The 21,255-nt window shown below is 67.4% G+C and carries 18 protein-coding genes and 1 tRNA gene; 11 read left to right on the top strand and 8 right to left on the bottom strand.

Annotated features, from left to right (window positions below; all coding sequences use genetic code 11):
- Positions 1-124 precede the first annotated feature (124 nt).
- Both panE and ACTJJM_RS11510 read left to right on the top strand, forming a co-directional pair.
- Positions 125-1,063 carry a 2-dehydropantoate 2-reductase gene (gene panE / locus ACTJJM_RS11515; protein ID WP_071305567.1) on the top strand — a complete coding sequence of 313 codons (939 nt, stop codon included), beginning with the start codon at positions 125-127 and terminating at the stop codon, positions 1,061-1,063.
- A complete protein-coding gene (locus tag ACTJJM_RS11510) occupies positions 1,060-1,986 on the top strand; it encodes an epimerase (RefSeq protein WP_440865543.1) in 927 nt (308 codons plus the stop codon). The genes panE and ACTJJM_RS11510 overlap by 4 nt, the downstream gene beginning before the upstream one ends.
- A 78-nt stretch (positions 1,987-2,064) precedes the next feature.
- On the opposite strand, the gene ACTJJM_RS11505 is transcribed toward ACTJJM_RS11510, so the two are convergent.
- Positions 2,065-2,862 (bottom strand): TatD family hydrolase, encoded by a 798-nt coding sequence (locus ACTJJM_RS11505; RefSeq protein WP_248854132.1) that lies wholly within the window; start codon positions 2,860-2,862, stop codon positions 2,065-2,067.
- 67 nt (positions 2,863-2,929) lie between these two features.
- On the opposite strand from ACTJJM_RS11505, the gene hrpB reads away from it, so the two are divergent.
- Both hrpB and ACTJJM_RS11495 read left to right on the top strand, forming a co-directional pair.
- The gene (gene hrpB, locus ACTJJM_RS11500; RefSeq protein ID WP_440865541.1) at positions 2,930-5,434 is read left to right on the top strand and encodes an ATP-dependent helicase HrpB; all 2,505 of its coding nucleotides are present in this window, start codon (positions 2,930-2,932) and stop codon (positions 5,432-5,434) included.
- A gap of 145 nt (positions 5,435-5,579) precedes the next feature.
- Positions 5,580-5,954, top strand: coding sequence for a hypothetical protein (locus tag ACTJJM_RS11495; protein WP_019336760.1), 375 nt, complete (start codon positions 5,580-5,582; stop codon positions 5,952-5,954).
- Between the two features lie 60 nt (positions 5,955-6,014).
- Here ACTJJM_RS11495 and ACTJJM_RS11490 read toward each other — a convergent pair whose 3' ends face one another.
- The 3 genes from ACTJJM_RS11490 to ACTJJM_RS11480 form a co-directional block, all read right to left on the bottom strand.
- Positions 6,015-6,554 (bottom strand): pseudouridine synthase, encoded by a 540-nt coding sequence (locus ACTJJM_RS11490; RefSeq protein WP_043399505.1) that lies wholly within the window; start codon positions 6,552-6,554, stop codon positions 6,015-6,017.
- A 68-nt stretch (positions 6,555-6,622) separates the two neighbouring features.
- Complete coding sequence (locus ACTJJM_RS11485) at positions 6,623-6,874, bottom strand: hypothetical protein (RefSeq protein ID WP_440865567.1); 252 nt, start codon at positions 6,872-6,874, stop codon at positions 6,623-6,625.
- Positions 6,875-6,986: 112 nt separating this feature from the next.
- Complete coding sequence (locus ACTJJM_RS11480) at positions 6,987-7,844, bottom strand: class I SAM-dependent methyltransferase (RefSeq protein WP_100447044.1); 858 nt, start codon at positions 7,842-7,844, stop codon at positions 6,987-6,989.
- A 169-nt stretch (positions 7,845-8,013) separates the two neighbouring features.
- Here ACTJJM_RS11480 and ACTJJM_RS11475 point away from each other — a divergent pair, with 169 nt between their 5' ends.
- The 4 genes from ACTJJM_RS11475 to ACTJJM_RS11460 all read left to right on the top strand — a co-directional run bounded on the left by ACTJJM_RS11475 (position 8,014) and on the right by ACTJJM_RS11460 (position 12,448).
- Positions 8,014-8,970, top strand: a complete 957-nt coding sequence (locus tag ACTJJM_RS11475; RefSeq protein ID WP_159360727.1) for an aldo/keto reductase — start codon at positions 8,014-8,016, stop codon at positions 8,968-8,970.
- Positions 8,971-9,614: 644 nt separating this feature from the next.
- Positions 9,615-9,688: transfer RNA gene (locus tag ACTJJM_RS11470), tRNA-Thr, on the top strand.
- Positions 9,689-10,045: 357 nt separating this feature from the next.
- Complete coding sequence (locus tag ACTJJM_RS11465) at positions 10,046-11,170, top strand: slipin family protein (RefSeq protein WP_440865538.1); 1,125 nt, start codon at positions 10,046-10,048, stop codon at positions 11,168-11,170.
- 57 nt (positions 11,171-11,227) lie between these two features.
- A complete protein-coding gene (locus ACTJJM_RS11460) occupies positions 11,228-12,448 on the top strand; it encodes an RtcB family protein (protein ID WP_049480102.1) in 1,221 nt (406 codons plus the stop codon).
- 109 nt (positions 12,449-12,557) lie between these two features.
- Here the strand turns inward: ACTJJM_RS11460 and ACTJJM_RS11455 are convergent, their stop codons facing one another.
- Together ACTJJM_RS11455 and ACTJJM_RS11450 are read right to left on the bottom strand one after the other, a co-directional pair.
- Entirely contained in the window at positions 12,558-13,463 is a 906-nt protein-coding gene (locus ACTJJM_RS11455) for an NAD(P)/FAD-dependent oxidoreductase (RefSeq protein WP_099559819.1), read from the bottom strand.
- On the bottom strand, positions 13,453-13,908 hold the full coding sequence (locus tag ACTJJM_RS11450; protein ID WP_019336768.1) for an Rrf2 family transcriptional regulator: 456 nt from the start codon (positions 13,906-13,908) through the stop codon (positions 13,453-13,455). Before ACTJJM_RS11450 ends, ACTJJM_RS11455 begins: the two co-directional genes overlap by 11 nt.
- A 183-nt stretch (positions 13,909-14,091) precedes the next feature.
- Between ACTJJM_RS11450 and ACTJJM_RS11445 the strand changes: the two genes are divergently transcribed.
- Complete coding sequence (locus ACTJJM_RS11445) at positions 14,092-16,212, top strand: methyl-accepting chemotaxis protein (RefSeq protein WP_440865535.1); 2,121 nt, start codon at positions 14,092-14,094, stop codon at positions 16,210-16,212.
- Positions 16,213-16,314: 102 nt separating this feature from the next.
- On the opposite strand, the gene ACTJJM_RS11440 is transcribed toward ACTJJM_RS11445, so the two are convergent.
- Positions 16,315-17,217: a LysR family transcriptional regulator gene (locus ACTJJM_RS11440; protein ID WP_049454144.1), complete on the bottom strand. Its 903-nt coding sequence runs from the start codon at positions 17,215-17,217 to the stop codon at positions 16,315-16,317.
- Between the two features lie 105 nt (positions 17,218-17,322).
- On the opposite strand from ACTJJM_RS11440, the gene ACTJJM_RS11435 reads away from it, so the two are divergent.
- Both ACTJJM_RS11435 and dkgB read left to right on the top strand, forming a co-directional pair.
- Positions 17,323-18,537, top strand: coding sequence for an MFS transporter (locus tag ACTJJM_RS11435; protein ID WP_143994911.1), 1,215 nt, complete (start codon positions 17,323-17,325; stop codon positions 18,535-18,537).
- Between the two features lie 85 nt (positions 18,538-18,622).
- On the top strand, positions 18,623-19,432 hold the full coding sequence (dkgB, locus tag ACTJJM_RS11430) for a 2,5-didehydrogluconate reductase DkgB (protein ID WP_262088853.1): 810 nt from the start codon (positions 18,623-18,625) through the stop codon (positions 19,430-19,432).
- A gap of 68 nt (positions 19,433-19,500) precedes the next feature.
- On the opposite strand, the gene ACTJJM_RS11425 is transcribed toward dkgB, so the two are convergent.
- The gene (locus ACTJJM_RS11425) at positions 19,501-21,246 is read right to left on the bottom strand and encodes an ATP-binding response regulator (protein ID WP_100447057.1); all 1,746 of its coding nucleotides are present in this window, start codon (positions 21,244-21,246) and stop codon (positions 19,501-19,503) included.
- Positions 21,247-21,255 lie beyond the last annotated feature (9 nt).

Genomic DNA, 21,255 nt, shown 5'->3' with positions numbered 1-21,255 from the left:
GTGGCCGCGCCCGGCCACCCCCGATGAACAGTGCTTTCCGCGAACCACCACGGGGGCACCGCCGTTGGCCGCATTCTCCGGCACAATCGGACTCATGATTCCCCCAGAACACGGTGAACCTGCAATGCGCATCCTGATCCTTGGCGCCGGCGGTACCGGCGGTTACTTCGGTGGTCGCCTGGCCCAGGCCGGCGTGGACGTGACCTTCCTCGTACGCCCCGCGCGCGCCGCACAGCTGGACCGCGATGGCCTGGTCATCCGCAGCCCGATCGGCGATGCCCGCTTCCCGGTGCAGCACGTGACCGCCGATGCGCTGCCCACATTGGCCGCGCAGAAGCCTTTCGATCTGGTCATTCTCAGCTGCAAGGCCTACGACCTGGACAGCTCGATCGACGCCATTGCTCCAGCCGTGGGCGCGAACACCACCGTGCTGCCCATCCTCAATGGCCTGCATCACTACAATGCGCTGGACCTGCGCTTCGGCCGCGAGGCGGTGCTGGGCGGCCTGTGCTTCATCAGCGCCACCAAGGCACCCGATGGCGCCGTGCTGCATCTGGGTAAGCCGGCCAAGCTCACCTTCGGCGAGCGCGATGGCGGCGCGGCGTCCGCACGCGTACGTGCCTTCGCCGCCGCCTGCGCGCAGGCCAATCTTGATCACCTGGCCAGCGAACACATCGGCCAGGAACAGTGGATCAAGTACACCTTCCTGACCGCGCTGGCCGCCGCGACCTGCCTGCTGCGTGCGGATATCGGCACCATCGTCGCCACCGATGATGGCGAGGCGATCGTGCGTGGCCTGTACGACGAGTGCCTGGCCGTGGCCGAAGCTGCCGGTGAGCCGATTCCCGATGCCGCGCAGGACACCGCGCGCGGCACCCTCACCCAGGCCGGCTCTGCATTGAAGGCATCGATGCTGCGGGACCTGGAGGCTGGCCAGCAGGTCGAGGCCGAACAGATCGTCGGCGACATGCTGGCGCGTGCACGCAAGGCCGATCAGGAAGCCCTGTTGCTGCAGGTCGCCTACAGCAGCCTGCAGGCCTACCAGGCACTGCGCGGCGCGTGAGCATCCCGTTGCCGGCCAGTGCGCTGCCTACGCGGGTGCTGATCCTCGGTATGGGCTGGAGCGGATGCGTGCTGGCCACGCAGCTGCAGGCACGGGGAGTGCACGTCGTCGGCACGGTGCGTGACCCCTCGTCGGCGCCGGACGATGGCCTGCTGCGGCATCAGCTGCGCGCCGACGCGCCACCTTCGTCAGCCCTGCTCGATGAGATTGCACAGGCGGAGTTCGTGCTGTGCAGCGTACCGCCAGATGCCGAGGGCGACCCGGCACTGCGTCTGCTGCTGCCGGCACTGCAGGACAGCCCGGCACTGCGCTGGGTGGGCTATCTGTCATCCACGTCGGTGTATGCCGACCGGGCCGGCGGCTGGGTTGACGAGCGCAGCGCAGCCGATGCCACTGAAGCAGCCGGCGTGCAGCGCCTGCGTGCCGAAGCGCAATGGCGTGCGCTTGCAGAAGAACGTGGCATTGCCTCTGCGGTGTTCCGCCTGCCTGGCCTGTACGGTCCCGGACGCAACGCACTGCTGCAATTGGCCGAAGGCCGTGCCCGCCATGTGATTCGGCCGGGCCTGGTGTTCAATCGCCTGCACGTAGAGGATCTTGCGGCAGTGATCATCGCGGCGATGCAGCGACCGACCCACCAGGGCCTGTACCTGCCCAGCGACGACGAACCGGCACCACCACAGGATGTGCTGGCCTTCGCCGCGCAGCTGGCCGGGCTTGCGATGCCGCCGGCCGTGGCCTGGGACGATCCAGCGCTGAGCCCGACGCTGCAGCGCTTCTACCAGAGCAACAAGCGCATCGACAGTCGTGGCACGCGTGTGGCGCTGGGGTGGGCACCGCGGTTTCCGACGTATCGGGAAGGACTGCAGGCGCTGGCCGCTTCGCTCGCCGGGCATGCCCCTTCGCTACCGGACAGCGCTTTGTAGAGCCGAGCCCATGCTCGGCTGCTCTTTGCGTCTTTCGCGCTGCGCGCGATAAGCCGAGCATGGGCTCGGCTCTACGGATCAACCCGCGTCGGGCAGCCGGAAGAAAGTGCGCGTGGCCGCCGTGGCATTGGCCGCCGTCACCGCCACGTCCTCGCCACGGTCGCGCGCCAGCTCTTCCACGATGTGCGAGAGGAACATCGGCTCGTTGCGGCGATCCTTCGGCATCGGCTTCAGCGTGCGCGGCAGCAGGTACGGTGCGTCGGTCTCGATCATCAGGCGGTTGGCCGGGATGTTCTTCACCAGTTCGCGCAGGTGCGCGCCACGGCGCTCGTCACACAGCCAGCCGGTGATGCCGATGTACCAGTCCTGGTCCAGGTAGTCGAACAGTTCGTCGCGTTCGCCGGTGAAGCAATGCACCACCGCCGGGCCGATGCGGCCTTCGAAGTTCTTCATCTGTGCCATGAAATCGGCATGCGCATCGCGCTGGTGCAGGAACAGCGGCTTTCCATTCTCAGCGGCCAGCTGCAGCTGTCGCTCGAAGGCGCGGTGCTGAGCCGGGCGCGGCGAGAAATCACGGAAGTAGTCCAGCCCGCACTCCCCCACCGCCACTACTTCCGCGTGGGCATGCAGCGCGCGCATTTCGGCATCGCATTCCTCGGTGTATTCCACCGCGTGGTGCGGGTGCACGCCGGCGGTGGCGTACAGGAAGCCGGAATGCTGCTGGGCCAACTGCAGGGCCAACGGCGAGTGCTCGCGGCTGGCGCCGGTGATGACCATCTGCACCACGCCGGCCTGGCGCGCGCGGTCCAGCACGGCGTCACGGTCGCGGTCGAAGGAATCGTGGGTCAGGTTGGCGCCGATATCGATCAGGTGCATGGTCATCGCGGGGGAAAAGTGCCCGCGCATTGTACCTGCGCCCGCCGTGGCCCCTTATCCTTTGCACATGAACGCCCCGCTCTTCCCGATTTCCCCGCTGCTGCCACAGATCCAGCAGCACCTGGCCGCGCAGCCGCGACTGGTGCTGGAAGCCCCGCCCGGCGCCGGCAAGACCACCCAGGTACCGCTGGCACTGCTGGATGCACCGTGGCTGCAGGGCCGGAAGATCATCCTGCTGGAGCCGCGCCGGGTGGCCGCACGCAGCGCGGCGCTGTTCATGGCGCGGCAGCTCGGTGAAGAGGTGGGCGGCACCGTCGGCTACCGCATCCGCTTCGAGAACAAGGTCTCGGCGCGCACCCGCATTGAAGTCGTCACCGAAGGCATCCTGACCCGCATGCTGCAGGACGACCCGATGCTGGAAGAGGTCGGTGCGATCCTGTTCGATGAGTTCCACGAGCGCCATCTCAACGGTGATCTCGGCCTGGCACTGGCGCTCGACGTGCAGGCACAGCTGCGTGACGACCTGCGTCTGGTGGTGATGTCGGCAACACTGGATGGCGAGCGCCTGGCACGCTTCCTCGACGCGCCGCGGCTGAGCAGCGAGGGCCGCAGCTACCCGGTCGCGATCAGCCATTTCCCGGCGCGCCGCGATGAGGCGCTGGAACTGCAGGTGCGCCGCGCGGTGCAGCAGGCCTTGGCCGAACACCCCGGTGACCTGCTGGTGTTCCTGCCCGGCCAGCGCGAAATCGCGCGCGTGCAGGCCGGGCTGCAGGAATCGCTGGACGGCAACGTCGAAGTGCTGGCCCTGCACGGTGAACTGCCGGTGGAGCAGCAGGCGCGCGTGCTGCAGGTGGCCAGCGATGGTCGCCGCCGCGTGGTGCTGGCCACCAATGTCGCCGAATCCTCGGTGACCCTGCCCGGCGTGCGCGTGGTGATCGACAGTGGCCAGGCACGCGAACCGCGCTACGACCCCAACAGCGGTTTTACCCGGCTGGACGTGGTGGCCATCGCGCAGGCGTCGGCCGACCAGCGCGCCGGCCGCGCCGGACGCGTGGCCGAGGGCGTGGCCTGGCGGTTGTGGCCGCAGTCGCAGCGGTTGGAGCCACAGCGTCGCGCCGAGATCGACCAGGTGGAACTGGCAGGACTGGCACTGGAACTGGCGGCCTGGGGCAGCAGCGACCTGCGCTTCCTCGACCCGCCGCCGGCCGGTCCGATGGGCGCGGCACGCGAACTGCTGCAACGGCTCGGCGCCCTGTCCAGCAGCGGTGCGATCACCGCACTTGGCCGGCGCGTGCTGGCGTTGGGCACGCATCCGCGGATGGCGGCGATGCTGCTGGCGGCGCCCGATGCACGTGCGCAGGCGCTGGCCGCTGATCTGGCCGCCCTGCTGGAGGCGCGCGACCCATTGCGCCAGGGCGGTGACGCGCTGGCGGCACGCTGGCGCGCACTGGCCGCGTTCCGCAATGGCCGCGCACCGGGTGACGCCAACCGCAGCGGTCTGGCCGCCATCGATGCGGCCGCCAAGCAGTGGCGACGTCGCCTGCGCTGTGATGCCGCGCCGCCCGCCAGCATCGAGGCCCACGAACTGGGTGACCTGCTCGCACATGCCTTCCCCGACCGGATCGGTTTCCAGCATCCCAGCGATCCATTGCGCTACCTGCTGGCCAATGGTCGCAGCGCGCGCCTGCACGAACTGAGCGACCTGCGTGGCGAACCGTGGCTGGTGGCCAGCGAGCTTCGCTTCGAGGCACGCGATGCGCTGCTGCTGCGTGCCGCACCGGTGGACGAAGGCCAGCTGCGCAAGGCGTGGCCGGAGCGCTTCGTCACCGAAGATGTGGTCCGCTGGGACAGCGAGCGCCGCGCCCTGGTGGCCCTGCGCGAGACCCGTTTCGACCGCATCGTGCTGGACAGCCGCTCGGCCGGCCGGGTCGATCCGCAGCACGCCGCGCAGGCGCTGACTGACGCGGTGGCCGAGCTCGGCCTGCAGGCGCTGCCATGGACCGAAGGCCTGCGCCAGTGGCAGGCACGGGTGGAATCACTGCGGCGCTGGATGCCGGAGTTGGATCTGCCCGACTGCAGCGACGCGGCCCTGCTGGCCAACCGTGCGCAGTGGCTGCAGCCCGCGTTCGCCGGCAAGAGCCGTCTGGATGCGCTGGACGAGTCCAGCTTCGGCGAGGCGCTGAAGTCGCCGCTGGAGTGGTCGCAGCGGCAGCTGGTCGAGCGCCATGCGCCGACCCGCATCACCGTACCTTCAGGCTTGGAACGGCCGATCACCTACGCGTTGGACAGCGAAAGTGGCGAGCCGTTGCCGCCGGTGCTGGCGGTGAAGCTGCAGGAACTGTTCGGCCTGGCTGATACGCCGCGCATCGCCGATGGGCGCGTGCCGCTGACCCTGCACCTGCTGTCGCCCGGTGGCCGGCCGCTGCAGGTCACCCAGGACCTGCGCAACTTCTGGGAAAACACCTACGCCGAAGTGAAAAAGGAGATGAAGGGCCGCTACCCGCGCCATCCGTGGCCGGATGACCCGTGGACGGCCACGGCCACGCACCGGGCCAAGCCACGCGGGACCTGACCGGCCCTGCCGGCACCACCGGTTGCGGACCCTGCCTGATCCTGAATGGCTGCGGTAAAGTCACGCCACGTGCGGCCTCGACTGACATACCGTTTACGGGCAACACGCGACACTGGACTTCGACCCGAGGCAAAGGACCCCCCGCATGAGCAAGCTGACCGTAATCACCGACCGCGCTCTGGAGCGCGCCCTGGAGCTGGCCCACACCGCCGGCGATGGCCTGAAGAGCGCCGGTGGCAGCCTGCGCAATGCGGACTGGATCAAGACCGGCGCCGCCATCGGCGCAGTGAAGACCGGCGGCAAGGCCGCGACCAAGTTCGTGCGCCGCAATCCGGCAGTGGCCGTGGCCGCAGCTGCGGTCGGTGTGGGCCTGCTCGGCTATGCGCTGTACCGCAAGCAGCAGAAGAAGAAGGCCGCCAATGGCCACGTGGTGAATGGGCAGGCGCAGCGCATCAATGCACGTGACCGCCGCAATGACACCGTGGTGGATGAGCACAGCGACATCGGCAGCGACGCCTGAGATCGTCGGCCGCTGCCAGGGCCGGGGTCCTTCCGCAGGAAGGGCTCCGGCCTTTTCATTTCAACCGATCTGCCGCCACTGGCCCGGCTGCAGGTCGTCCAGCCGGTAGGGTCCCATCGACACGCGGACCAGCCGCAGCGTCGGCAGGTTCACCGCCGCGGTCATCCGCCGCACCTGGCGGTTGCGGCCCTCGCGGATCGTGATCGCCAACCAGCTGTCAGGCACGGTCTTGCGGAAACGTACCGGCGGATCCCGTGTCCACAGCGACGGCGCCGGATCGAGGCGCTCGATCTTCGCCGGCAGGGTCGGCCCGTCGTTCAGCTCAACGCCGTCGCGCAGCCGCTGCAGCTGCTCGTCGCTGGGGGTGCCTTCCACCTGCACCCAGTACGTCTTGTCGGCCTTGTGCTTCGGGTCGGTCAGCTTGTGCGCCAGCGTACCGTTGTCGGTCAGCAGCAGCAGGCCCTCGCTGTCATGGTCCAGGCGGCCGGCGGCATACACGCGCGGCGGCAGGCCAAACCCGGCCAGGGTCGGCCGCGGCGGCACGCTGCGGTCGGTGAACTGGCAGAGCACGTTGAAGGGCTTGTTGAAGGCAATCAGCATTGCGGGCACGGCGGGCGGCGGGTAAGGCATTGTCCCATCCCCGCATCGTCGCCGCGATCACCGGCTACTCAGCCGAAGACCTTCCTTTCCATCAACAGCGCGACGAGCACCAGCACCACGCCGCACGTGGCGGCCGCGTTGGCAAGGTACCGCAGCCGCGCTACCGGTGGGCAGGCCCTGCGCGCTCGTTCGCCCCAGAGGCCACCAACGAGCAGCGCCGCAAAACCTGCCGCCGCCACCAGGTCATGCACGTGACCCGCATGGAACACGAAGTCGTACAGCCGCGGCAGCGCCATCAATGCGAAGGCGAAGTACAGCACCTTCTTCAACAGTCCACTCCATTGGTGGTAGCGCCGGGCCATGCCCGGCGGATACACATTACGTCGATTGCCACGCCGCTGCGCTCGCCGGGCGTGGCCCGGCCCTGCCGATTTACGGCTTGATGAAGCGCAGGGTCATGCGATCGCTCTCGCCGATCGCCTGGTACTTCGCGTCGTCGGCCTTGTCGTGCTGGTTGGTCGGCGGCAGCGTCCACACGCCGTTCGGGTGGTCCTTGGTGTCGCGCGGGTTGGCATTGACCTCGCTGCGCGCATCCAGCTTGAAGCCGGCGGCTTCGGCCATCGCGATCACCTGCTGCTGGCCGACATAGCCGGTGTCATCGTCGTCGGCCACATCGGTCTTGGCGCGATGCTCGACCACGCCCAGCACCCCGCCCGGCTTGAGCACGTTGAAGAAGCCCTGGAACATGCCCTGCGCCTGGCCGGCCTTGCGCCAGTTGTGCACGTTGCGGAAGGTCAGCACCACGTCGGCTGAATTGGCCGGGCCGAACACCGGCTTGGCCGGATCGTAGGCGACCACGGCAGTCTTGCCGAACTGCGCCGGTGCGCCGGCGTACTTCTTTTCCAGGCTGTCGCGGCTGCGCTGCTGGTAGTCACGGCCGCGGCCTTCGGGCACGGCCATCGGGTCGACCACGGCGGCGACGTAATGACCCCTGTCATGCAGCAGCGGCGCCAGGATCTCCGAGTACCAGCCGTTGCCGGGGGTGATCTCGATGACGGTCTTTTCCGGAGCCACCCTGAAGAACGACAGCGTCTGCGCCGGATGACGGAAGCCATCGCGCTTGACGTTGTTGGCATCGCGGGTGGGCGCCTTCACCGCCGCGTCGATGGCCGGCGAGACCTCGATCTTTGCCGGCGCGACCGTGGCCGGTGCGGCGAACGCGGGAACAGCAGCAAGCAGGGCCGAAGCAAGCAGCAGTCGGCAACCACGCAAGGACGAAGCAGGCATCATCGAGACGACTCCAGCGGAAGATGCGGCGAGACTAGCAGTCACAGCGTCCCAGGTGTTCACAAAACGTTAGCTGCGTGCGCGCCGCGGAACACTGTTTTGTGGTCGTCGCCGCAGCACGGTCACACATCGCGTTCTATTCTGGAGCACTTCCCCCAAGGAGTCCGTGCCCATGACGGCAACCCGCGAACTGGGCCGTTCCGGCCTGCATGTACGTCCGCTCGCCTTCGGTGGCAACGTGTTCGGCTGGAGCGCCGATGAGAAGGCCAGCTTCGCCCTGCTCGATGCCTTCGTCGACGCCGGTTTCAATCTGGTCGACACCGCCGATGTGTACTCGGCCTGGGTGCCGGGCAACGCCGGCGGCGAATCGGAAACACTGATCGGCAAGTGGTTCGCGCGCAGCGGCAAGCGTGACAAGGTGGTGCTGGCGACCAAGGTGGCCAAGTGGGCTGAACGCCCCGGCCTGACCCCGGACAACATCACTGCGGCGGTCGAGGATTCGCTGCGCCGCCTGCAGACCGACGTGATCGATCTGTACCAGGCCCACGAGGATGACGAGTCGACGCCGCTGGAAGCCACGCTGGCTGCGTTCGGCCGCCTGATCGAAGCCGGCAAGGTACGTGCGATCGGTGCCTCCAACTACAGCGCCACGCGCCTGGCCGATGCGCTGAAGGTGTCCACCGACTACAAGCTGCCGCGTTACGAAACCCTGCAGCCGGAGTACAACCTGTATGACCGCGCCGGCTACGAAAAGGAACTGGAACCGCTGGTGCAGCGCGAGCAGATCGGCGTGATCGGCTACTACGCGCTGGCCAGTGGCTTCCTCAGCGGCAAGTACCGCACGCCGGCCGATGCAGCCAAGAGCCCGGCGCGTGGCGAGAACGTAGTGAAGCGCTATCTGAACCCGCGCGGCCTGCGCATCCTGCAGGCGCTGGATGACGTGGCCAGCAAGCACGGCGCCAGCGCCGCACAGATCGCGCTGGCGTGGCAGATCGCGCGGCCGTCGATCACTGCGCCGATCGTCAGCGCCACCAGCGTCGAACAGCTGCACGATCTGCTGGCAGCGGCCAACCTGTCGTTGAGCGTGCAGGACGTCGCGCAGCTGGATGCCGCCAGCGCGGAAGCCTGAGTTGTAGTGCCGGCCGCTGGCCGGCATTGCACAACAGCGAAGAAAATAATTGAACAAAATAGTTGCGCGCGACTAAATCGTGGTTTATCGTGCGCACCTCGTTTCAACGACCACTGGAAAACTCCCTTGAACGCGCATTCCGTCGCCACCGCCAAACTACTGCCATGCCTGCGCATGGACGTGCTGGCGCGCGCGTTCGGCAAGGAAGACCAGCTGACAACGGCCTGATACCCGCCCTGCGGAGATCGGCCACCCCGATCTCCGAGGCCTGACGACGCCCTCGGAACGCAAGTCCCGGGGGCGTTTTCGTTTGCGTCGGCACAAGGACCCGCGATGCCAGAACTGCACCCCGCGCGGCAACCCGCCGCTCACTGACCCAGGTTTTTCCTGCCCCACCGGAGGAGTTTCTCCGCGTGCATGGCAACGCCTGGACATTATCTGCATCGCACCCAAACATTATCGCTCGCCGATAATGCCGGTGGCCTGCACCCTCGACTACCAACGGTCCCGTTTCAACCACGGGCTGGTGCGCGCGGCGTTGCCGTGGCGTATGCCGGAGGTCGCGGACATGCCATCGCCTAGATCGCCTGCTGGAGGCAGGCGCCGGTTCGCCGGTACGCGGTTCGATTCCGCGCGGTCCCCAACTGGATAGCTCAGCTTGGTCAGAGCAACGGATCCGTAATCCGTCTGTCGTGGGTTCGATTCCCACTCCAAACCACATGACCTGTCACGTCATGACTTGAAGCAACACCCGGGGCGCAAGCCCCAGCGGCCATCGTCGCCATCCACGGACATCGCCTTCGGGCAGGAACGTGGAAGGCAACGGACCGCACGCCGGGCCCCGGCCCGCCGCCACTGCCAGCCACGTTCCGCACCGGTGCTGCCTGCCGGGAACGACGATGGCAGCACTGCCGGTGCACCGAAGGCTCCGCGCGCGGACCGTCCGCCGATGGCCGCCCTCTTCCGCCGCCTGCACGTGGTGTGCAGGCGGCCTCGCCACGACCTGATCGACCCGGGTCATGGTGATTCATCCGCATCGGGTCGAACCACCAGAGCCATACAAGGAGAGACTCCCATGTTCTGGACCATCAAGGTCGTGATCGGCGACGGCGAGCGCGGCCTGGTGTATCGCAACCGTCGTTTCCAGCAGATCCTGCTGCCGGGCGTGCACCGCCTGTCGCCGTTCGGCGGCCGCCCGCACGTGGACCTCCACAACGCATCGAAGGGCGCGGCCTACACCGGCAGCGACCAGGACAGCCTGATCGAAGCGCTGGGCGCACAGCTGGACACGCACTTCGTGCTGGCCAACGTCGGCGCCGGCGAGGTCGGCCTGTTGCTGCGCAACGGCCGCATCGACGAGGTGCTGCCGCCGGGCAGCCGCCGTCTGTACTGGCGCGGTTCGGTCGACACCCAGGTGCGCGTGATGGCACTGGGTGACGAGCCGCGCGTCCCGGCAGACGTGCAGCAGCGGCTGGGCCAGCTGGGCGTGCTGCCGCGTGTGGCGGTGATCAGCACCGTGCCGAGCGAGTCGGTCGGCCTGCTGTTCATCGATGGCACGCTGCGCCAGACGCTGGACGCCGGCCTGCACGCGTTCTGGAACTTCAACGGCAACGTGTCGGTGGAGCGCGTGGAGCTGCGTGCGCGTTCGCTGGACGTGTCCGGCCAGGAACTGCTCAGCCGCGACAAGGTGACCCTGCGGGTGAACCTGGCCGCGACCGTGCAGGTAGTCGACCCGGTGCGTGCACACCGCACGCTGAGCAATGCCGATGAGTTCATCTATCGGCAGCTGCAGTTCGGCCTGCGCCAGGCGATCGCCGCACGCAGCCTGGACGAGCTGCTGGGCGACAAGGCGGCACTGGACGGCGAGATCGCTGCCCATGTGCAGGCGGGGATCGAGGGCCATGGCGTGCGGCTGCTCGGTGTGGGCATCAAGGACGTGATCCTGCCGGGCGAGATGAAGGAGATCCTCAACGGCGTGGTGCTTGCCGAGAAGCAGGCCCAGGCCAGCGTGATCCGCCGCCGCGAGGAGGCCAACGCCACGCGTTCGCAGCTCAACACCGCAAAGCTGATCGAGGACAACCCGGTGCTGATGCGCTTGAAGGAGCTGGAGGCGCTGGAGAAGGTCACCGAGAAGATCGACACGCTCACCGTGTTCGGCGGCCTGGAGGGCGTGCTGAAGCAGCTGGTGACGATCAGGTAGGGGGTCGCGGCGGCGCAGGGACGCGCCGCCGGCCCATCAAGGACATTCAACAAGACAATGGACACGCAACAGAACTATCAATGGCTGCACGCCGAGGGCACCACGCCGATCAAGGGCTGGGTCAACGGTGTGCCGCTGGAGGCACAGGCCCACGAGCAGCTGCGCAACATCGCCGCGATCCCGTTCGTCGGGCCGTGGGTGGCGGTGATGCCGGACGTGCACCTGGGCAAGGGCGCGACCGTGGGCTCGGTGATTCCGACCCGTGGCGCGATCATTCCGGCCGCGGTCGGCGTCGACATCGGCTGCGGCATGGCGGCGGTGCGTACCACGCTGCGCGCCAACGACCTGCCCGATGACCTGCGGCAACTGCGCAACAGCATCGAGCGCAGCATCCCAGTCGGCAACGGGCGCGGCGGCGAGCATCACCGCATGCCCGACAGCATCCACACCCGGTTGGTGCAGTCCGGGCTGGCCGACGGCCTGGAGAAGATCAAGGACAAGCACCGCAGGATCCGCACCGATAAGCTGGACCGCCAGCTGGGTACGCTGGGCGGCGGCAACCACTTCATCGAACTGTGCCTGGACGAGACGGATACGGTGTGGGTGATGCTGCACAGCGGCTCGCGCGGCACCGGCAACCTGATCGGCACCTACTTCATCGAGAAGGCGCGCGAGGAGCTGGCACGGCGCGTGCTGGGCTTCCACCTGCCGGACAAGGACCTGGCGTTCTTCATGGAAGGCGAGCCGCTGTTCGATGACTACGTTGAAGCGGTGTCGTGGGCGCAGGACTACGCGCGGCAGAACCGCGAGGCGATGATGTCGCGCGTGCTGGCCGAGATGCGCCACCGCTTGCCGAAGTTCCAGCTGGCGGCGATGGCGGTGAACTGCCACCACAACTACGTGCAGAAGGAAACGCATCACGGCCAGGAGCTGCTGGTGACACGCAAGGGCGCCGTCAGCGCGCGCGAGGGCGAACTGGGCATCATTCCCGGCAGCATGGGCACGCGCAGCTACATCGTGCGCGGCAAGGGCAGCGCGGACAGCTTCCACAGCTGCAGCCACGGTGCCGGCCGGGCGATGAGCCGTGGCACAGCGCGCCAGCAGATCACGCTGGCCCAGCACCGCGAGGCCACCGCACACGTTGAGTGCCGCAAGGACAGCGGCGTGCTGGACGAGTCACCGGCGGCGTACAAGTCGATCGATGATGTCATGGCCGCCCAGCTGGACCTGGTGGACGTGGTGCACACACTGCGGCAGGTGCTGTGCGTGAAAGGGTAATGGAACGGTGCCGGCCAAGGCCGGCACCCACCGCACCCGATTGCAGTAGATCCACGCCATGCGTGGATGGAACAGCGCCGACCAAGGTCGGCCTCTACCTGTGCAACGTTCAGCGCGCGATGCTGTCTTCGGCCACCAGCGCGTGGTGCACGCCGATGCCCGCGCGCACGCCTTCGGCCATGGCCAGGGTGATGTTGCCGACCGTCGTCGCATCGCCTGCGGCATACACGTTCGGCACCGAGGTCTGCTTCATCGCATCGACCTCGATCAGCACGCCCAGCGGGCTTTCCACCAGGGTGCAGCCCAGCTGCTGCACCAGCGGCGTCGCCATCGTCTGCGTGGCCGGCACGAACAGCGCGCGTTGCGCGATGCGGCGGCCATCAGCCAACTCCACTTCCAGCCAGGTCGGCTGGTCGCCCTGCACGCCCACCACCGGCGCGGTCTCGATCTGCACGCCGCGCTGCTGCATGGCGGCCCGCTCCTCATCGGTGATCGGCAGGCCCTGGCTGAAGAAGGTGACATTTCCCCAATCGGCGAACAGCGGCGCCTTGCTGGCGGACATCGGGTGCCCACCAAGCAGACCGATTGCGCCACCACCCACTTCGTAGCCATGGCAGTAGGGACAATGCAGCACGGTGCTGCCCCAGCGCTCGGCCAGCCCCGGCAGTTCCGGTAGCTGGTCGGTGATACCACTGGCCAGCAGCAGCTTGCGAGCAGCCAGCACCTGGCCATCAGCGGTGTGCACTTCGACGCCCGCGGCGGTGGCGGATGCCTGCACGGCCTCGGCGTGCAGCCAGCGTACGCTGGGGTAGTCCAGCAGTTGCTGGCGCGCGGTCTTCAGCAGCTCGGCGCCACTGGTGCCATCCAGCCCCAGCACGCCATGCGAATGGCTGGCGAAGCGGTTGCGCGGGAATCCGGCGTCGATGACCGTGACCGGGCGGCGGGCGCGGGCGAGGATCAGGCCGGCGGCAATGCCGGCATAGCTGCCGCCAACGATGAGCACATCAGGATTCATGATGACCTTCCAGGGAACGGTGATGGGCGAGATGGCGGGCGAAGTCGGCGCCGAGCTGGTCCAGCGTGGTCGCCTGCAGCCGCTGTTCGAGAAGGCGCTGTGCTTCGCGCGCCCCTTCGAGCAGGGCGCTGTTGACCAGCTGCTGGATAGGGCAGCCGCCGCCGGAATCGCGGGCGCCGACCTGCACCAGCGGTGGTGCGCCCACGGCCAGATAGATGTCATGCAGGGTGATCGTTGCGGGATCGCGTGCCAGCAGGCTGCCACCGCCGTGGCCACGGGTGCTGCGCACCAGGCCGGCCTTGTGCAGCTGTGCCAGCAGGCGACGGATCACCACCGGATGCGTCGGCAGGCACGACGCCAGCTGCTCGGACGTACGCGGGGCAGCGTGGCCCACCAGATGTGCCATCACGTGCAGGGCGTCGGAAAGCGGGCTTGCTGATTTCATGTAACAACAATAGTTACATTTAAACCGTCTGTCGAGAGTCCGTATTCGTTCCATATGGACACATTTGTCCTATGAAACATCTCCTTCACATCGCTAAACGGAACGCGAATGTGATCGTTGTCGCACTTCAGACGTGCAGGGCACGGGTCGATACCGCATTGCCCCTTCCCGAGAGTCCCTTCCATGAAAGCGTCTGTCCGTGCTCCGCGCCTGCAGTCCAAGCTGCTCGGCGCGGTTTCTGTTGGTCTGGCCGTGGTCCTGCTGTGCGCACTGGCGGGCCTGGCCTCCGCTTGGTTGAAGCTGTCCACCGAAGTTCCACCCGAAGTCGCGCACAGCCGCGATGCAGAACGCCTGCAACGCGAGTTCCGCGGCCAGGTGCAGGAATGGAAGAACGTATTGCTGCGCGGCCGCGACGATGCGCTGCGCCAGCGCCATCTGGATGCCTTCGACAGCGAGGGCCGACTGGTCGAGCAGCTGGCCAAGGGCCTGGTGACCAGCCCGGACGCGCGCACGCGTGATCTGGCACAGGCCTTCATCGGCCTGCATGCGCAGCTGCAGAAGGACTATCACGCCGCCCTGCAGGCATTTGCGGAGGCCGGCTACGATCCCGCTGCCGGCGACAACCTCGTGCACGGCAAGGATCGCCCGGTGGCGAGCGCACTGGATACGTTGAGCGCGCACGCCACACAGGTGGCAGAAGCGGCGGTGGCCGCGCGTTCCCAGCAGGCGCGGCAGACGTTGTTGGTGTGCGCGGCGTTGACCGTGCTGGCCGCCGTGCTGTTGCTGATGGGCCTGGCGTGGTGGCTGCGGCGTGCCGTGGTGCAGCCGGTACTGGCCGTGGAAGCCGCCGCACGTGCGGTGGCCGCCGGTGACCTGCAGCATGTGGTGCAGGTGCGCAGCCGCGACGAGATCGGTCGCCTCGCGCAGGCCATGCAGGCGGTGCAGTCGACACTGCGCGGCGTGCTGGATGCACAGGCCGCGATGGCGCAGGCGCATGAGGCCGGCACCATCAGCCACCGCATGGACGCCAGCGCCTTCCCCGGCGCGTTCGGCACCATGGTGGCCGACAGCAACACGCTGGTGGATGCGCACATCCAGGTGAAGATGCGCGCGATCGCGATCATGGGGCGTTACGCCGTCGGTGACCTCAGCCAGGACATGGAACGCCTGCCCGGCGAAAAGGCCGTGATCACCAATGCATTGGATACGGCCAAGGCCAATCTCGGCGTGATCAACGGCGAGATCCGCCGCCTGGCCGAAGCCGCTGCCGCCGGTGACTTCAGCCAGCGCGGCGACAGCGCACGCTTCGAACATGATTTCCGCGCGATGGTCGACGGCCTGAACCGCCTGATGCAGACCACCGAACTGAACCTGAGCGAGGTTTCCAGCATGCTGCGCGCGATTGCCGATGGCCGTCTCGGCGCGCGCATGCACGGTGATTTCCAGGGCGTGTTCGCGCGCATCGCCGGCGACGCCAATACCACCGCCGCGCAGCTGGCGACCATCGTCACCGACATCAAGCACGCCTCCGGCAACATCCACACCGCCGCCGCGGAGATCGCCGCCGGCAACAATGATCTGTCGCGCCGCACCGAACAGCAGGCCGCCAACCTGGAAGAGACGGCAGCATCGATGGAGGAACTGACCTCCACCGTGCGCCAGAACGCCGAACACGCGCGCCAGGCCAACCAGCTCGCGATCGGCGCGCACGCGGTCGCCTCGCAGGGCGGCAGCGTGGTCGGCCAGGTGGTGGCGACGATGGGCGCGATCGAAACCTCGTCACGGCAGATCGCCGAGATCATCAGCGTGATCGATGGCATCGCCTTCCAGACCAACATCCTGGCATTGAACGCTGCGGTGGAAGCCGCGCGTGCCGGCGAGCAGGGCCGTGGCTTCGCGGTGGTTGCCAGCGAGGTCCGCACGCTGGCGCAGCGTTCGGCGGCGGCGGCGAAGGAGATCAAGTCGCTGATCGAAGCCTCGGTGGAACAGGTGGGGCACGGTGCACAGCGCGTGCGTGAGGCCGGTGACACCATGGCCGAGATCGTGGCCTCGGTGCAGCGCGTGACCGACATCATGGCCGAGATTTCCGCCGCCTCGCAGGAACAGAGCGCGGGCATCGAACAGGTCAGCCAGACCGTGATCCAGATGGACGGCACCACCCAGCAGAACGCTGCGCTGGTGGAGGAAGCCAGCGTCGCGGCACGCAGCCTGGAACAGCAGGCGAACCGGTTGATCGAGGCGGTGGATGTGTTCGACCTGTCGACCACGGCGGATGCGAAGGGCGGGTTGGCGCGCGCGGCCTGATTGGTCCGGTTGCCGGCCAGCGTCAGATGGGTAGCGCCCGACCGTTGGTCGGGCGATGGCAGGTGCAGTGCGAACCAACGGTCCGCACCCACCCGAATCCGATCAGCGCAGGTAACCGCTCTGCGCCATTGCTTCACCCAGGTAATCCAGGAACGAGCTGATCCGCGCCGATACCGCCGTGTTGCGGTAATACACCGCGTGGATCGGCTGGTACACATCCAGCGTCTGCGCCGCCAGCACCGGCACCAGGGTGCCAGCAGCGCGGTCGCTATCGGTGACGAAGTCGGACAGGCAGGTGATGCCGACACCTTCCACCGCCAGACGGCGCAGTGTCTCGCCACTGGACACGGCGATGTCCGGCCGCACCAGCAGCAGCCCATCCGACTCTCCGGGCAACGGCCAGCGGTTGAGTGACTCCGGCTCGTTGAAGCTGAGCAGCGTGTGCTGGCCCAGTGCGGCGACGCTGGCCGGTTCGCCGTGTGCAGCCAGGTAGGCCGGGCTTGCCACCAGCCGCAGCTGGCACCGCCCCAGCGGCCGCGCATGCAACGTGGAGTCGGCCAGTGGCCCGATCCGGATCGCCAGATCGGTGCGCCGCTCCAGCAGGTCGATGTAGCGGTCGGAGCTGTTCAACTCCAGCTGCACTTCCGGGTAGCGCGCACGATAGCCGCTCACCAGCGGCGCGATCACGTGCAGCACGAACGGCATCGCCGCATCCACGCGCAGGCGCCCTGCCGGGCGCTCGCGGCGTGCCGCCATCTGTTCTTCGGCCGATTCCACCGCATCGATGATCGCCCGGGCATGGCGCAGGAACGCCTCGCCCTCGGCAGTCAGGTGCAGGCGGCGGGTGGTGCGGGTCAGCAGGGTGATCCCCAGCTTGTCCTCCAGCCGCCCCAGCGCACGGCTCACGCCCGAGGGCGTCTGCCCCAGCTGCTCGGCAGCGGCACTGATCGACCCGCTGTCGATCACCGCGAGGAAGGCCTGCATTTCATCGAGAGTGGTCTTCATCCCGCCATTATTGACTGAGCGGCAATAGTGATTGGCGTGAAGACTGGTTTTTCGGCAAAGGTGCACCGCGCACACTGCGCGCCTTCCTTCCCTCCGGAGCCGGCCATGATCCGTGGCATTCCCCTCGCCCTGCTGGCGTTGACCCTCGGTGCCTTCGCCATCGGCACCACCGAGTTCGTCATCGTCGGCCTGATTCCCACCATTGCCGCCGATCTGCAGGTCAGCCTGCCCTCCGCAGGCCTGCTGGTCTCGCTGTATGCCCTCGGGGTGGCCATCGGTGCGCCGGTGCTGACCGCGCTGACCGGCCGCGTGCCGCGCAAGACCCTGCTGGTGGCGCTGATGGTGCTGTTCACGCTTGGCAACGTCATCGCCTTCCTGGCGCCGGGCTACACGTCGCTGATCGCCGCGCGCATCCTCACCGGCCTGGCCCACGGCGTGTTCTTCTCGATCGGTTCGATCATCGCCACCGCGGTGGTGCCGAAGGAGAAGGCCGCCAGTGCCATCGCCATCATGTTCACCGGCCTGACCGTGGCACTGGTGACCGGCGTGCCGCTGGGCACCTTCATCGGCCAGCACCTGGGCTGGCGCGCCACCTTCCTGGCGGTGGCCGGGCTCGGCGTGATCGCACTGCTGGGCGCGCTGCTGTTCGTGCCGCGCAGCGTACCGCAGAGCGCCCCGTCCAGCTTCCGCCAGCAGATGGCGGTGCTGGCCCAGCCGCGCCTGCTGCTCGTCTATGCGATGACCACGCTGGGTTATGGCGGCACCTTCCTGGCCTTCACCTACCTGGCGCCGATCCTGCAGGACGTCACCGGTTTCTCGGCCAACGCGGTCAGCCTGGTGCTGCTGGTGTACGGCGTGTCGGTGGCGATCGGCAACCTGTGGGGCGGCCGCATGGCCGACCGCATGGGCCCGGTGCCCGCGCTGAAGCGCATCTTCGCCCTGCTGGCGGTCGTACTGTTCGTGCTCACCTTCACCGCCTACAACATCTGGCTGATGCTGCTGACGGTGCTGGCGCTGGGCGCGGTGGCATTCGGCAACGTACCGGGCCTGCAGGTGTACGTGGTGAAGCAGGCGCAGCGCTATGCGCCGCAGGCCACTGACGTGGCCTCGGGGCTGAACATCGCCGCCTTCAACATCGGCATCGCGCTGGGCGCCTCGCTCGGCGGCCTGGTGGTGGAGAACATCGGCCTGATGCACACGCCGTGGCTGGGCGCGCTGGTGGTGGTGGGCGCGTATGCGCTGACCGTGCTCAGCGGCCGCCTGGACCGTCGTGATGGCATCGATGATCGCGCCGATGGCATCGCCATGGCCGCGCATTGATTCATGCAATGCAGCGTTGCCGGCATGCATACGGCACCTGTCCTACCCTCTTTCCTTTGCGACTCCCTCCCCCTTGGAGCTTCCCATGACCGTTCCCGCTTTTGGCCTTGGTACCTTCCGCCTGAAGGACCAGACCGTGATCGACTCGGTGCGCAATGCACTGGACGTCGGCTACCGCGCCGTTGATACCGCGCAGATCTATGGCAACGAAGCCGAAGTCGGCCAGGCCATCGCCGAGTCCGGCGTGCCGCGTGATGACCTGTACCTCACCACCAAGGTGTGGATCTCCGAGTTCAAGCATGATGCGCTGCTGGCCAGCCTGCGTACCAGCCTGGAAAAGCTGCGCACCGACCGCGTCGATCTGGCGCTGATCCATTGGCCCTCGCCGAACGACAAGGTCGACGTGCCGATGGAGGAGTACCTGACCGCACTGGCCGAGGCCAAGGCACAGGGCCTGACGAAGGAGATCGGCATCTCCAACTTCACCATCGCACAGACCCGCAAGGCGATCGAGATCCTCGGTGCCGACGCCATCGCCACCAACCAGATCGAGATCCATCCGTACCTGCAGAACCGCCTGCTGGTGACGTTCCTGCAGGACAACGGCATCCACATTACCGCCTACATGAGCCTGGCCTATGGCGAGGTGATCAAGGACCCGGTGATCCAGGCCATTGCCGGCCGTCACCAGGCCACGCCCGCGCAGATCGCACTGGCCTGGGCACTGCAGCAGGGTTACTCGGTCATTCCGTCTTCGACCAAGCGCGAGAACCTGTCGGGCAACCTGGAAGCGGCAGCAATCCGCCTCACCGACGAAGACATGGCGCAGATCGCCAAGCTGGATCGTGGGCACCGCCTGGCCAACCCGGAAGGCATTGCGCCGGCCTGGGATTGAGGCCCCGTTGTTGTAGAGCCGAGCCCACGCTCGGCTGCCGTCTCCCTGGAGCCGAGCATGGCTCGGCTCTACAGACTGGATCCCCGGGGCGCCACCTCGTGCAGCATCCGCAGCACCTCGTGCACATCCAACGGTTTGCACAGGAAGCCGGCGGCGCCCATTGAACGCGCCCTCTCGATGACCTGCAGACGCGTGTCCGCGCTCATCACCAGGATGGGCGGACCGTCCGTTCTGGAGCCGACCGCTTCAAGTACGTCCCAACCGCTGCAACCCGGCATATGAAGGTCCAGCAGCACCACGTCTGGCGCAAGCGACGCCACCGCAGCCTGCGCATCGCGCCCGTCGTGCCGGCAACTCAGTCGATGACCTGCACATTCCATCAGCCGCTCGACCACCTGCCGGTTGGTTTCCACATCCTCGAACAGCAGGCAATGCAGGGATCGTACCGACGCCGCATGTGCCTTGAACACCGCCTCAAGCGAAGGTGATGCTGCCTCGCCGATCACGGCAGGAGCGGTGAAGCACCACTGGAACGAGGCGCCACCCCACGTGCTGCGGCCCACCTCGATCGTCGCGCCCATGGCATCGGAAATCAGTCGCACGATGTAGAGCCCAAGCCCAACCCCCTGCTCGCAACGGGCATCGCCCTCGCTCACCTGGACGAAGGGGGAGAAGATCGCCTCCTGGTCGCTCTCGTCGATACCGCACCCGGAGTCGGAAACGGTCACCCGCACCTGCCATTGCTCACCGATGCGGGAGGCGTGAATGGACACGCGGGTCTCGCCCCCCACCGGGCTGAACTTGATCCCGTTGCAGACAAGATTGCTGATCACCTGTTCGACCCGGCCTGCGTCAACCAGCATCCACACTGCGGGATCGCAGTCCTCCACCGTCAGCAGTACACCTTTCTCCGCAGCAGCCGGTGCGCAGCTTTCCTGCATCGCATCGAGCGCGGACGCCAATGAACAGGGTTGAGGACGAAGCCGCAGCGTTCCACCCTCGATGCTGGCCACATCGAGGACATCATCAATGCGATGCCGCAGCGCTCTTGCCTGCCGGGCCACCATCGCAAACGAACTGCGCTGCGCCGGCGTCGCGGCGTCCATGTCCAGCAACTGGATGCCATTGATGATGGCGTTCAACGGCGTCCTCAGCTCATGGCTCATCGTTCCGATGAACCGCCCCTGGGCCTCGCGCGACGCGACGGCACGGAGCGCAATATCGCGCATGGCCGCAACCATGGAGGCAACCACGGCCGGCAGCAGGATCGTCAGCGCCAGGGCATAGGCCAGGTAGGCAGGTCGCGAGATCCAATAGCCCTCCGGCGCGGCCCACAGCAGGCCCAGCGCCGTTGCGGCGATGGTCGGTGCGATCGCCCTCCGCCCGTAGGCAGCCGTCGCGGCGATCACCAGGAAGGGCAGCGTTGCATTGAGCGTCATCAGAAGAATGAAGGCTGCATCGACCTGCACCGTCACCATCACCAGGCTGAGGAGCAGGCCCACCGCGTCGCGCCATGCCACACCGCGATCCTTATGGAGGTTCACCCATGCGGCCCATGCCACGGACGCAACAAGCAGCGCAATCGACGCAGGCAGCACCTTCGCCGCCTCGTTGGCCAGCACGGGTTGTGGTCCATCCATCCAGAGCCAGCACCACAGCACGGTCAGTGCCTGCAATACCACCCTGGACAGGCTGGCACGTGGTTCCTGCAGCCAGGACAGCAACAGCGCAAGTCGTTTCATTTCCAGTGAGCGGGCCGCCTGAAGCAGTGCATCGGGGCCAGCATCGAGCAGACCAGAGGGTGCATGGGGCATGGCCGGATT

This window comes from Stenotrophomonas sp. 22692 (assembly GCF_052045015.1).
GTDB lineage: Bacteria > Pseudomonadota > Gammaproteobacteria > Xanthomonadales > Xanthomonadaceae > Stenotrophomonas > Stenotrophomonas geniculata.
Note: the sequence above shows the minus strand (reverse complement) of the source record. Positions and strands in the feature narration are given on the sequence as shown.